The organism is Nocardia sp. NPDC056064, assembly GCF_042266925.1.
Lineage (GTDB): Bacteria > Actinomycetota > Actinomycetes > Mycobacteriales > Mycobacteriaceae > Nocardia.
On record NZ_JBHJWO010000001.1, the window covers coordinates 298744 to 310744 of the forward strand.

12 protein-coding genes are annotated in these 12001 nt (G+C 70.4%); 7 read left to right on the plus strand and 5 right to left on the minus strand.

Annotation, left to right across the window (positions count from 1 at the left end):
• The first annotated feature begins 66 nt into the window (after positions 1–66).
• Genes ACFC06_RS01460 through ACFC06_RS01470 form a run of 3 tightly spaced genes read left to right on the plus strand, consistent with a single transcriptional unit; the run spans position 67 to position 2798 of the window.
• On the plus strand, positions 67–1101 hold the full coding sequence (locus tag ACFC06_RS01460; protein WP_375926477.1) for an LLM class flavin-dependent oxidoreductase: 1035 nt from the start codon (positions 67–69) through the stop codon (positions 1099–1101).
• Positions 1102–1113: 12 nt separating this feature from the next.
• The gene (locus ACFC06_RS01465; protein WP_375926480.1) at positions 1114–1896 is read left to right on the plus strand and encodes a class I SAM-dependent methyltransferase; all 783 of its coding nucleotides are present in this window, start codon (positions 1114–1116) and stop codon (positions 1894–1896) included.
• A 35-nt stretch (positions 1897–1931) separates the two neighbouring features.
• A complete protein-coding gene (locus ACFC06_RS01470) occupies positions 1932–2798 on the plus strand; it encodes a hypothetical protein (protein ID WP_375926483.1) in 867 nt (288 codons plus the stop codon).
• Positions 2799–2838: 40 nt separating this feature from the next.
• Here the strand turns inward: ACFC06_RS01470 and ACFC06_RS01475 are convergent, their stop codons facing one another.
• The 3 genes from ACFC06_RS01475 to ACFC06_RS01485 all read right to left on the minus strand — a co-directional run bounded on the left by ACFC06_RS01475 (position 2839) and on the right by ACFC06_RS01485 (position 6095).
• Positions 2839–4200, minus strand: a complete 1362-nt coding sequence (locus tag ACFC06_RS01475) for an NtaA/DmoA family FMN-dependent monooxygenase (protein ID WP_375926486.1) — start codon at positions 4198–4200, stop codon at positions 2839–2841.
• Positions 4201–4209: 9 nt separating this feature from the next.
• Entirely contained in the window at positions 4210–5418 is a 1209-nt protein-coding gene (locus ACFC06_RS01480; RefSeq protein ID WP_375926488.1) for an LLM class flavin-dependent oxidoreductase, read from the minus strand.
• A 215-nt stretch (positions 5419–5633) separates the two neighbouring features.
• On the minus strand, positions 5634–6095 hold the full coding sequence (locus tag ACFC06_RS01485; protein ID WP_375926491.1) for a VOC family protein: 462 nt from the start codon (positions 6093–6095) through the stop codon (positions 5634–5636).
• A 183-nt stretch (positions 6096–6278) separates the two neighbouring features.
• Here ACFC06_RS01485 and ACFC06_RS01490 point away from each other — a divergent pair, with 183 nt between their 5' ends.
• The 4 genes from ACFC06_RS01490 to ACFC06_RS01505 all read left to right on the plus strand — a co-directional run bounded on the left by ACFC06_RS01490 (position 6279) and on the right by ACFC06_RS01505 (position 8727).
• The gene (locus ACFC06_RS01490) at positions 6279–6716 is read left to right on the plus strand and encodes an anti-sigma factor (protein ID WP_375926494.1); all 438 of its coding nucleotides are present in this window, start codon (positions 6279–6281) and stop codon (positions 6714–6716) included.
• 98 nt (positions 6717–6814) lie between these two features.
• Positions 6815–7669 carry an RNA polymerase sigma factor SigF gene (locus tag ACFC06_RS01495; protein WP_375926496.1) on the plus strand — a complete coding sequence of 285 codons (855 nt, stop codon included), beginning with the start codon at positions 6815–6817 and terminating at the stop codon, positions 7667–7669.
• Between the two features lie 74 nt (positions 7670–7743).
• Entirely contained in the window at positions 7744–8181 is a 438-nt protein-coding gene (locus ACFC06_RS01500; RefSeq protein ID WP_375926499.1) for a hypothetical protein, read from the plus strand.
• Positions 8182–8199: 18 nt separating this feature from the next.
• Complete coding sequence (locus tag ACFC06_RS01505) at positions 8200–8727, plus strand: hypothetical protein (protein ID WP_375926501.1); 528 nt, start codon at positions 8200–8202, stop codon at positions 8725–8727.
• On the opposite strand, the gene ACFC06_RS01510 is transcribed toward ACFC06_RS01505, so the two are convergent.
• Positions 8689–10788 (minus strand): MMPL family transporter, encoded by a 2100-nt coding sequence (locus tag ACFC06_RS01510; RefSeq protein WP_375926504.1) that lies wholly within the window; start codon positions 10786–10788, stop codon positions 8689–8691. The genes ACFC06_RS01505 and ACFC06_RS01510 overlap by 39 nt on opposite strands.
• On the minus strand, positions 10785–11981 hold the full coding sequence (locus tag ACFC06_RS01515) for a peptide synthetase (protein ID WP_375926506.1): 1197 nt from the start codon (positions 11979–11981) through the stop codon (positions 10785–10787). The genes ACFC06_RS01510 and ACFC06_RS01515 overlap by 4 nt, the downstream gene beginning before the upstream one ends.
• Positions 11982–12001: the final 20 nt, after the last annotated feature.

Sequence of the window (12001 nt, forward strand, 5' to 3'; positions counted from 1 at the left end):
GGCCGTCGGCCCGCGACTGGGGTTCCATCGAGTCATGGCGATGCGGGCAGTACGGGCACGGCGGGCATGAGCACTCCGCGGATCAGCAGTCTGGCGTTCCTGACGCCGGGCAACTATCTGGACGAAGACCCGTACAGCGGGCTGGAGGACACGCTGCGGCTGTTCGAGTTCGGCGAGCGGATCGGCTTCGACGGGGCCTGGATCCGGCAGCGGCACCTCGAGCACGGTGTCGGGTCGGCGGCGGTGTTCCTGGCCGCCGCGGCCCAGCGCACCCGCCGCGTCGAGCTGGGCACCGCGGTCATCCCGATCGGCTACGAGAGCCCGTTCCGGCTGGCCGAGGACCTGTCGCTGGCCGATGTGCTCTCGCGGGGCCGGTTGCAGCCCGGATTCAGCGCGGGCGTCCCGCCGCACGCCGACCTGATCGGGCATCTGGTCTTCGACGGCGACTGGCGCGATTTCGACCTGTCCTACGGGCGGGTCGCCCGGCTGATCGAGAATCTGCGCGGCGACTACCTCGGCGACGCCGGCACCGTCATCCACTCGCCGGGCAATGTCCAGCGTCCCCGGCTGCAACCGCACAGTCCCGGCCTGGCCGACCGTGTCTGGTACGGAGGGGCGAGCGTGCGCTCGGTGCGCTGGGCCGCGGACAACGGGCTGAACCTGCTCAGCGGCAATATCCTGCACGGCACTCCCAGTGACGATTTCGGCACCGCCCAGCTCTCGCTGATCGAGGACTACCGCCGCCGGATCGACGCGTCCCGCCCCGCCCGGGTCGCCATCGGCCGGGTGATCGTGCCGTTCGACAGCGCCGACCGGGCCACCCGTGAGCGCTACCGCGCCTACGCCGCCGAGCGCCACGACCGCACCCTCGGCCCCCAGGGCGAGCGCCGGGTGCTGTTCGCCCGCGATGTGGTCGGCACCGCCGAGGAGATCCTCGAACAGCTGCACGCCGACCCGGTGCTGGCCCACACCAGCGAGCTGCGCCTGGAACTGCCCTACGAATTCGACCGCGCCGACTACGAGCAGATCCTGCACGACACCGCCACCCTGATCGCCCCCGAACTGGGCTGGAAGCCCGCGATCGTCGACGAAGCCGCCTGATATCCCCAACCGGTGACCGTGCCGGCACCCCGGAAGGTCCCGATGCCCGGCCCGCGCCATTTCGACACGCACGCCGAGGTATACGACCGCGCGCGCCCGCCCTACCCCGCAGAACTCTGGACGCGGCTGCGCGAACTCGGCGTCCTGCGCCCCGGCATCCGCGCGGTCGACCTCGGCGCGGGCACCGGACTGGCGACCGAACCGCTCGTACGCGCGGGCGCGACGGTCACCGCCGTCGAACCCGGCGCCACCCTGGCCCACCGGCTCCGGCAACGCCTGCCCACGGTCACCGTCCACGTGGCCACCGCCGAGACGGCCCCATTACGGCCTGCGGCGTTCGACCTGGCCGTCGCGGCGACGGCCGTGCACTGGTTCGACCTCGACACAGTCCTCCCGAGAGTGCACCGCGCCCTGGTCCCCGGCGGCCATTTCGCCGTGTGGCGCACCACCTTCGGCGACCCGACGATCCCACCCACCCCCTTCCGCCGCCGGGTCGCCGCCATCACCGCCCGCCGCGACCCACCCCCACCCCGGCCCGCCCCCACCGAATCCGACACCGCCGCCTGGGCCCGCACCCTCACCCACACCGGCCACTTCCACGCGGTCCACGTCGCCGAATTCCGCTGGTCGATCGACCTCCGATCCCCCCAGATCCGCGACCTGTTCACCACATTCAGCGACTGGACCCCCCTCGAAGTCGACGAAGCCGCCCGCGCGGTCGACCACCTCGGCGGCACCGTCCGCGAGCACTACCGCACCCCCCTGATCGTCCTGCAACGCCTCCCACACGACTGACCCCTCGCACGCTCCGGCTCGATAAGCTGGCGCCCATGAAGCAGCACGATGTGAGCTCCCTGTCGAGCTGCGAGGACGCCCTCCGCATCGCCCGCGACCTGACCGAGAACCCCGACTCACTGGTCGCCTACCCACACGAGAGCCTCGAGAATGCCCGTCACGGACGAGGATTCGCCTTCCTGAACACGATCGAGACCGACTCTGGCGATCTCGACGGCTACGTCCTGGTGAGCACGGCCGGCTACGGGAGCGGATTGCTGTCGGCGGCCGGGCGCACCATCGACACGGTGATCGCCGAGCACCTGGCCCGCGCCGAGCATGTCAACCGGTACATCCCCGACCGCGAGCTCTCCCCGGCGCACCGGCTGGCGATCGCGGCCTACGACGCCGGACTGTCGCGTATCGCGGAACTGCCGGGGCGGGGCCGGGTCGATGCCGCGACGGCCGATTACGCCGAGTTCCTCCTCATCAGCTTCCGGCGCCACCGCAATTCCGCGCACTCCGGGCGTAATATTGTGGCCCACAACGACTTTCTGATGCGGGGTCCGGTGGCTGGGCGGCGGTACACGCAACCGTGCCCGCACTGTGCGTGCCCGGCGGTCTACGAGGCCAGCTATCCCCGGGCGGTGTGTGATCGGTGCCGGAGCCGGACCACCGATCGGGCCGGCCGGCTGGTCACCGGTTTCAATACCGGCCTCAGCGGCGGGATGATCGCCTACTTCACGGACACGCTCGACGGTTCGGACGGCGGCGGGTCGGCGCGGGAGGAGTGTGTGGAGGTCACGCAGAGCGAGAGGTGTTTCCTCGACGGGCAGCCCGTGAGTATGCGGGAGGCGCGGCTCGGGGGGATCGTCGTCGAGTCGCTGTCACCGGAGCGCCGCCGTCGGTGGTGGTGGAGGTAGGGGGTGCGGTGGGCATCGGGGGGATGCCCACCGCGGGGGTTCAGGCGGGGACGGTGGAGGAGGGGACTGCGGGGAGGTCGAGGTTGTCGCGGAGGGTGGTGCCGGTGTAGTCGGTGCGCAGGGCGCCGCGGTCCTGGAGGAGGGGGACCACGCGGTCGACGAATTCGTCGAGGCCGGTGGGGACCAGGTGGGAGCCGAGGATGAAACCGTCGGAGCCGTCCTGCTGGACGAAGGAATCGATCTTCTCGGCGACCTGGGCCGGGGTGCCGACGATCGGGCCGCGTTCGAACTGGTCTATCACGGTCTCCCGCAGCGTCAGCTTCTTCGCCTCGGACACCTCGCGCAGCCTGCGCACGGTGGCGAAGCGGTCCTGATGCAGGAAGGCGCGACCCTGGATGATCGGCGGACCGTCGGGATCGGGCTCGATGTCGGGGATCGGGCCCTCGGGGTCGTAGCCGGACAGGTCGCGGTTCCAGATCTGCTCGAGCAGGATCAGGGCGGTCTGGCCGGTGACCTGTTCGTCGCGGATCGCGTGATACTTCTCGATCGCCTCCGCCTCGGTGTCGCCGAGCACGAAACTCGCCGACGGCAGGATCTTGATGTCGTCGGCCGAGCGGCCCGCCGCCACCGCGCGCGCCTTGATGTCGCGGTAGAACTCGGCCGCCTCGGGGAGCTTGCCGTAGGGCGAGAAGATGGCGTCGGCGTTGGCGGCGGCGAAATCGCGGCCCTGCGGGGAGACACCGGCCTGCAGGATCACCGGTCTGCCCTGCGGGCTGCGCGGAACGGTGAACCGGCCCGCGATGTCGAACTGCTGCCCACGGAAAGCGAACTCGCCTGCCTCGGGACGGGCCAGGAACCGCCCGCTCTCCTTGTCGGCGACGATGTCCTCGGCATTCCACGAATCCCACAGGGCCCGTACGGCATTCAACGTCTCCTCGGCCCGCACATAGCGGTCGGCTGGGTCGAGGAACCCGCCGCGACGGAAGTTCTGCCCGGTGAACGCGTCGAAGGAGGTCACCACATTCCACGCGGCCCGGCCGCCGGAGAGGTGATCGAGACTGGCGAACTGACGGGCCAGTTCGTAGGGCTCGTTGAACGTGGCGTTGATGGTGCCCGCCAGGCCCAGATGCTCGGTGACCGCGGCGATGGCGGCCAGCACCCCGAAGGTGTCGGGCCTGCCGATGATGTCCTGGTCGAAGATCTGTCCGGCGCGTTCGCGCAGGATGAGTCCCTCGGCGAGGAAGAAGAAGTCGAACTTGCCGCGTTCGGCGGTGCGCGCGGTGTGCTCGAAGGTACTGAAATCGATCTGGCTGCCCGCCTCGGGATGCCACCAGGCGGTGTGGTGGTTGACGCCGCCGAGGTAGGCGCCCAGGATGACCTGCTTACGGGGTGTATTGCTCATCGACGGACCTCACACTGTCGCGTAGCGGTTGGGAACGGTGGCGGGCAGGCCGAGCAGCTCGCGCAGGGAGCCGTCGGGATAGCCGGTGCGGAACAGCCCGCGACTCTGCAGGACGGGAACCAGACGGTCGGCGATCGCGGGCAGGTCGTCGACCGCGACGCCGGGACGCAACCGGAACCCGTCGACGCCGTGCGCGCCCCACTCGGCGAGCAGGTCGGCCAGATCCTCGGCGCTGCCCGCGAAAACCGCGGCGTCGGAGCTGAATTCGGCACCAGCGAGCTCGTCGAGCCGATCCAGGCGTTGCCGGCCGGTGCTCTCCTCGGTGTCGAGGAAGACCACCAGGTCGGCGTAGACACGCAGCGGTTCCCCGGTCCGCGTCGCGCTCGCGGTGGCGATCTGCTCCAGAATCGGCGCGGGCCCGTCCGCGCGCGTCGGTGTGACGAACACCAGATCCGCACCGGCGGCGGCGAATTCGTAGACCAGCGGCGCATGCGCCAGCGCGGTCACGACGGGCTGGCCCTGCGGCGGCCGCGGGGTGATCGACGGGCCGCGCACCGAGAAGTGACTGCCCTCGAAATCGACGTAGTGCAGCTTGTCGCGGTCGATGAACCGCCGGGTGGCCACGTCGCGGATCTCCGCGTCGTCCTCCCAGCTGTCCCACAGCCGCCGCACCACCTCGACCACGTCGGCGGCCTCCCCGAACAGCTCCCGCGCCCGCGGCGGAACGGTGCCGGTGGCGAGCACCTCGGCGATCTCGGCGGGGCTCGGATCGGTGATCTCACGCCGGCCGAAGTGCGCGGCCTCCTCCGCGGTGGCCGACACCCTGGCCTGCCAGCCCGCCCGGCCCCGCGAGGTGTAGTCGAGCGTGGCCAGCGCGGTGGCGACGTGGAACGGTTCGGTGTGGGTGGTCGTCACCGTCGGGATCAGGCCGATGTGCCGGGTCACCGGCGCGAGCCGGGCGGCGATCAGGTGGGCGTCCAGACGTGCCCGCACCCTGTCGACGGCGTCGGCGGTGGGCGTGTGGGCGTCACCGGGGACACGCAGGCTGTCCTCGATGGTGACGAAGTCGAGCAGGCCGCGCTGGGCGGTGGTGACCAGGTCGGTCCAGTAGGCGGCGCTGAACAATTCGGTGGGGCGCGAGTCCGGGGCGCGCCAGGCGGCCGGGTGCCAGCCCGCCCCGTCGAGCGCCACACCCAGATGCAGGGGATTCGGTGCCATCGTGTGCCGTTTCTGTGCTGCGGTGAATGGTCTCCTGTGCAACACCGCGCTGTCATCGGCACACGGCGACAGCGGTTTCGGGGGAGCGGCCGGGCGCGATCGCGCCTGGTCGGCGATGGTCAGACACGGTGTCAACCGTTGCGTTCAGCTCGATCGACGGGAAATAGCCCGACAGCACCGGTCGATCCACTGCGGACGACGAAACGTTCCCGGTCTCAATCCAGGCAGAATTCGTTACCTTCCGGGTCGGCCATCACCAGGAATCCGGCGCTCATCGGCGGTGCCGGTTCGAATCGGCGGACCCGTGTCGCGCCCAGGGCGACCAGGCGTTCGCATTCGGTTTCCAGGGCCGCCATCCGGTCGGCGCCGGTGGCTCCGGGAGCGGCGCGGATATCGAGATGGACGCGATTCTTCGCGATCTTGTCCTCGGGCACCTGCTGGAAGAAAACGCGCGGTCCCTGCCCGTCGGGGTCCTCGATCGCGGAATTGGAATTGTGTTGATCTTCGGGGATTCCGAGACGGGTGAGGAATTCGTCCCAGGCGGCCAGGGGATCGGCGCCTTCGGGCAGTTCCACTCCCGGTGGGGCCGGGTGTACGTACCCGAGCGCCGCCGCCCAGAAGCGGGACAGGGCGCGGGGATCGTGGGCGTCGAACGTGATCTGGACGTGACGGCTCATCACCCCACCCTAGGACCCGAACCACGCCCCTGGCACGCCGCACGCCGTAGCATCCGTGCCGTGCGTGGACCGCGACACCGCGTCCGAACCCGCGCGATTGACATCTCTCCCCTGGGGTAAGCGCAGCGGGAGCAGCGACGACGGCCGCCGGGGATGTCCCGGTGACCGGGGAAGGCAGGCAGCGTGCACGACCAACAGCACGAGCCCGTACCCCGGCAGTCGACGGTCGGATTCCAGGTCCCCGCCGAACTCGACCAGCTGACGATGGCACACGCGGTCGCGGAGACGATCCTGCTGGTGAGTGGTTTCGCTCTCGACGAGGTCACCGACCTGCTGCTGGCACTGGACGAGGTGACCACCGCGCTGGTGCTGGCGGCGGTGCCGGGAGCCAGGATCGATTGCGCGTTCACCGGCGGTGACGGGGTGCTGGGTGCCCGCGTCACCACGGTGACCCGCGCGCCGCGATCGATCGACGAGGACGCCTTCGGCTGGCACGTGGTGGCGACCCTGACCGACGCCCTGCGCACCGACTACGGAGATTACGACTCGGCCTGCGGCGGTTTTCCCGCTACGGTGGAATTCGGGTGGATCCGGCGTTCGCGAGGTACGGCCGTTTCCTGAGCCGATATCCGCGAAAAGGTTAGCGAACGGCCCGCCGGGTACCCGAAGAAGACACCCAGGAGTTCGATCAACCGTCCGGGAAGCGAGGCACACCGGCGATGACAGGGGAAACGAACACCATCGATCACCCGACCGCGCGACGGTCCCATTCGCGCGGCGACAGCTACGACAATATCGAGCCGTGGTTCGAGAAATTGCGGACGATACCGCGCGAAGACCCCGGTCACGACGAGGTCCGCGCCGAGATCATCGGCCGCTGCCTGCCGCTGGCCGACCATATCGCCCGGAAATTCACCGGCCGCGGCGAACAATTCGACGATCTGGAGCAGACCGCCCGGGTAGGGCTGGTGCTGGCGGTCGACCGCTACGACGTCACCCGCGGCTCCTCGTTCCTGTCCTTCGCGATCCCGACCATCATGGGCGAGGTCCGCAGGCATTTCCGGGACCGGACCTGGGCTGTGCGCGTGCCGCGCAGGCTCAAGGAGCTGCAGCTGCGGATCGGGCCAGCCACCGAAGAGCTGTCCCAGCGGCTGGGCCGGGTACCAACCGCCCAGGAACTGGCCGACGAACTCGACGTCGACCTGGTGGAGGTCACCCGCACGCTCGTCGCCGCGAACGGCTACCAGACCAACTCCATCGACGACATCACCCATGACGGCCGCGACAACGCCACCCAGCCGATCACCGACACCCTCGGCGCCGACGAGCCCTGCTACCAGCTCACCGAGGACGCGATGGCGGTACGCCCGCTCATCGCCGGGCTGTCGGCCGAGCAGCGGCAGGTGCTGATCATGCGGTTCTACGAAGCCAAGACCCAGAGCCAGATCGCCGAGGAGCTGGGTGTGTCCCAGATGCAGATCTCGCGGATCCTCTCCCGGACCCTGGGCACACTGCGCGAGCAGGCGCTCGCCGAACCGGCCCCGCACGACCGGCCGGTCGACCTCACCGCCTGATCACCACCGGTTTCCCCCGGGCGATACCGGGTAGCCGCCCTGACGACGGATCGAACCAGCTCAGGAGGTGTGGCATGCCGCAGCAAGCATGGATCGAACGGCAATACGCCGACCACGCGAAGCGGTGGCCACGCACGGTGGTCGCCGCGGGACTGGCGGCACTGGCCGGGGCGACGTTGCTCGCCTGCGGAGCCAGCACCGACCCGCAGGGTCCGACCGTGTCCACCACGGCCGAGTCGCCGCAGATCGGTCCCGAGGCAGCCGCGCAGCTCTGCGACATGATGCGGGCCGAGATCGGCAACTGGCAGCAGCAGGGCACCACGGTGGCGAAGGTGTCGTTCAACGGCACCGTGCACAACTGGGCGTTGCGCAACGGTGCGGTCAATGCCGCGGTCACCCGTAACCGGGAGGTCATCGACACCGTGACCACCGAGAACTGCCCGGACGTGCGTGATCAGGCGATCGCCGCCTTCGGCACCGACGACCTCGCCTCCGCCCTGGCGGGCTTCTGATCAGTACAGTCGCACCCCATGGGTGACAGGAGCCGGTTCGAGGAGTGGGAAGCGCGACTGTGGGAGCGGCTGGCACGGCTGCTGCCCGCCGCGCAGGACGCCGAGAGCTTCCGCGACAGCCGCGAGATCGGGGAGCAGGAAGCCGGGCTCTGGTTCCTGCTCGAACGCCTCGCCGACCTGGCGGTCCCGGTCGACGAGGCGACACTGGCCGAGATCGAGGTGCTCGCCGAACACTGGGGTGAACGGCTCTCGGTCCATCATCGCGTCGACGCCTGCGCGAAAGACCCCGACCGGGCCGCCACCGTGCGTCTGGTTCCCGACAGCGAGGTGCGCTCCGCCGTCGAGGACGGCACGACAGTGCTCCCGTGGATCGAATGCGCGCGGTGCCCCAGTGTGCTCGCGCGGGCCCACGCCCGGGAGGCTTCGGGCCGCCCGAGCCAGTACGCCGTCCGCTATCTCGTCTCCCGGGCCGACGCCCCCGAACCCGAGGTCTTCGCGCCGACCGAGCTACTGCGCGCGTTCGAGTCGGTCCTCGGCTGCCACTGAGCGGCGCACCGGCAGCCACCAGTTCACCGGACCCATCAGCTGCACCAGGGCCGGGACGAGCAGCATCCGGACCAGGGTCGCGTCCAGGATCAGGGCGATGATCATGCCGATGCCGAGCAGCCGCATCGGGGTGAGCGGCGAGAGCGCGAAGGCGCCGGTGACCAGCACGAGCAGCACCGCCGCGGCGGTGATGACCCGGGCGGTCTTGACCGTCCCGACCCGCACCGCGGTGGCGGTGTCGGCGCCCGCGCGGTGCGCCTCGGCCATCCGCGACAACAGGAAGACCTCGTAGTCGGTGGACAGGCCGAAGACCACGGCGATGATCAGCACCAGCATGCCCGCGGGCAGCGGGCCGGGACTGATTCCGAGCATCCCGGCGAAGTGACCGTCGAGGAAGATCCACGTCAGCACACCGAAACTGGCGCCCAGGCTCAGGAAGGCCATGGCAACGGCCTTGAGCGGCAACATGATCGAGCGGAACGCGGTCGTCAGCAGGATCAGGGTGGCCAGCACCATGACCGCGATCATGACCGGCAGCCGGTCGACCGTGGAGTCGACGGTGTCGAGGGTGGCGGCGGTGTCCCCGCCGACGCCGAACGTGGTGCCCGGGGGTGGTTCCAGTGCCCGCAGCGCGCGCACGGTGGCGGTGGCGGCATCGCTGCGGTCGGCGTCGGTGAGGAAGGCGTGCAGCACGACGAAGTCGTCGTCGCGGCCCATCTGCAGGACCTGGCGGACGCCGGGGGCCGACTCCACCGCGGCGAGCGCGGCGGACACGGCCGCCGATTGCGGTGCGACACCGTCGATTCCGCGCAGCAGCACGGTCGCGCCACTGGCCGCGGCGGGGAACTTCGTGGTCAGTTCTTCGGCGGTGGCCCGCATTTCGCTGTCCGCGGGCAGGGCGCGCTGATCGACTTCGCTGAGCCGGATGCCGGTCAGCGGGGCGGCTAGCAGCAGCAGGATCGCGCCGACCGCGATCGTGACCGTGCCGGGGCGGCGCAGGACGGCCTCGACCACCCGGGCCCAGAATCGTTCGGTGCGGGCGGTGGACCTGGCCCGCCCGATCCGGGCGCCGAACAGCACCAGCAGCGCGGGCAGCACCGTCAGCGACAGGGCCGCCGCCAGCGCGACCGCGGCGACCGCGCCGATACCGAGCGAACGCAGCACCGCCTGCGGGAAGACGAAGGTGCCCGCGAACGCGCACATGAGCAGCAGGGCGGAGAAACCCACGGTGCGCCCGGCGGTCGCGTAGGTCCGGGTGATCGCGGCGTGGACGTCCTCGCTCTCGGCGTACTCCTCGCGGAACCGGTTGACCAGGAACAGCCCGTAGTCGATGGCCATGCCGAGTCCCAGCAGCGAGGCGATGTTGACGGCGAAGGTGGTCACCTCGGTGAACTCGGTGAGCAGCCGGATCGCCCCCAGCGAACCGGCCACGGCGAGCATGCCGACGACCACCGGCAGCGCACCGGCCAGCACGCCGCCGAACACCAGCACCAGTACCAGCAGCGTCAGCGGCAGCGAGATCGATTCGGCCACGATGAGATCGCGCTGGGAGCGTTCGATGATCTCGGTGTTGAGCGCGCTGTATCCCGACATCCGCACCTCGACCCCGGGCACGCGCAGTGCCTCGGCGATCGACGGATAGGCGGCGATGCGCGCGGTGTCGTCCCCGGCGGTGAACACCACCGCCACCGCCTGGCGGCGGTCCTCGGAGACCAGGAAGTTCTTGCGCGGCGGGATCGAGGTCCAGTAGCTGTCGACCGGCCGGGCCAGCAGCGCCGGATCGATCCGGTCGACCGCCTCGCGGACCCGAGGTCCCAGGTCGTCGATGCCGCTGCCTTCGGGCGCGGTGTAGAGGGCCACCACATCGGGGCTCTGCGGTCCGAGATATTCGGTGACCAGCCGGTCCACGAACGCGGATTCGCTGTGCGGATCGGCGAATCCGCCCGCACTGAGCCGCTCGGTGACCGCGGCACCGTAGGCCGCGCACAGCCCGATGAACACCGCGACCACCACCAGCACCGCGCGGGGCCGGGCGATGACCAGCCGGGCGAGCGCGGTCACCGGCGCGCGTTCGGTACGGGCAGTTCGCTCGCCAGCATCGCCACGATCCGGTCGAGCAGTGCCTCGAGGCGCACCTCGATACCGGCGCCGTTGCGGGCGGACACGGTGAGGTCGGTGTGCCCGTCGAATTCGGTGAGCCCGAACAGCAGCGGCATGGCGACACTGTGCTGGGGCAGCACGAACAGCCCGGTCGGCCGGAAGCCCGGCACGGCCAGTTCCTCGCCGGTGAACCGGCCCATATGGGAGACGGTGGCCGAGGCCAGATTCCGGCCGGTGCGCGCGCCGAGCCAGTTGGTGGTGTGCAGCACGCCGCGGTTCACCGCGTCGGGTACCAGGGTGATCTTGGTATTGGCCAGCTGGTTCAGCTCCCGCTGTTCGCCCAGACCGGTCTTGATCTGTTCCTTGATCGAGGTCCAGTCCTGGCCGGGAGCGATGTCGAGGAACAGCGGCAGGGCCAGGTTCGCCGTCGAGCGCAGCGCCGGGTCGTGGCGGCGCAGATCGACCGGCATCATGATGCGCGAGGTGCCCTTGGTCTCGGCGGCCAGCAGCGCGCAGACCCGCGCCAGCGCGCCCGGCCCGGCGACCTCGATGCGCCGGTGCCGCAGCAGATGCCGCGGCAACCCGCGCCGTTGACGGCCCCGCCCGACCGCGCTGCGATAGCGCGGCACCATCGGCGTCGGCTTGCCCGGTGCGCCGATCCGGTCGACCAGCTCCTGATCCGCCACCGGATCACGTTGCGCGACAGGCTCTTCCCCGCGCAGGGCGCGCAGCACATTGCGCACCCACAGCACCATGCCCATGCCGTCCATCACGCCGTGGAACACGCGGAACACCAGCGTGGTCGGCGCGCCGGTGAGCAGCAGGACCTCGACGGTCGTCTCCGGCGTCGGGCCGATCGGGCTGGTCAGCACCGGGTCGGATTCCAGCGCCGGATACGTCAGCCGATGTCCGGGCAGCACCCGTACAGCCGGGGCGATACCGGTGTCGACCCAGTCGCCGCCCTGGCGCATCAACCGCGCGCCCGGTGTCGCGTCGGCCGCCGTGGCGACCGCGCGCCGCAGCAGCTCGGGATCGAGATCGCCCTCACCGGGCACGACGAGCTGCATGAGGAACGGCGGTGCCAGCTCGCGCATGGGGAAGTACATGCGTTCGGTGGTCGAGAGCGGACGGCGGAAGACGGTGCGGGCGTTCATGAATGCCTTCGGAAGGTCGT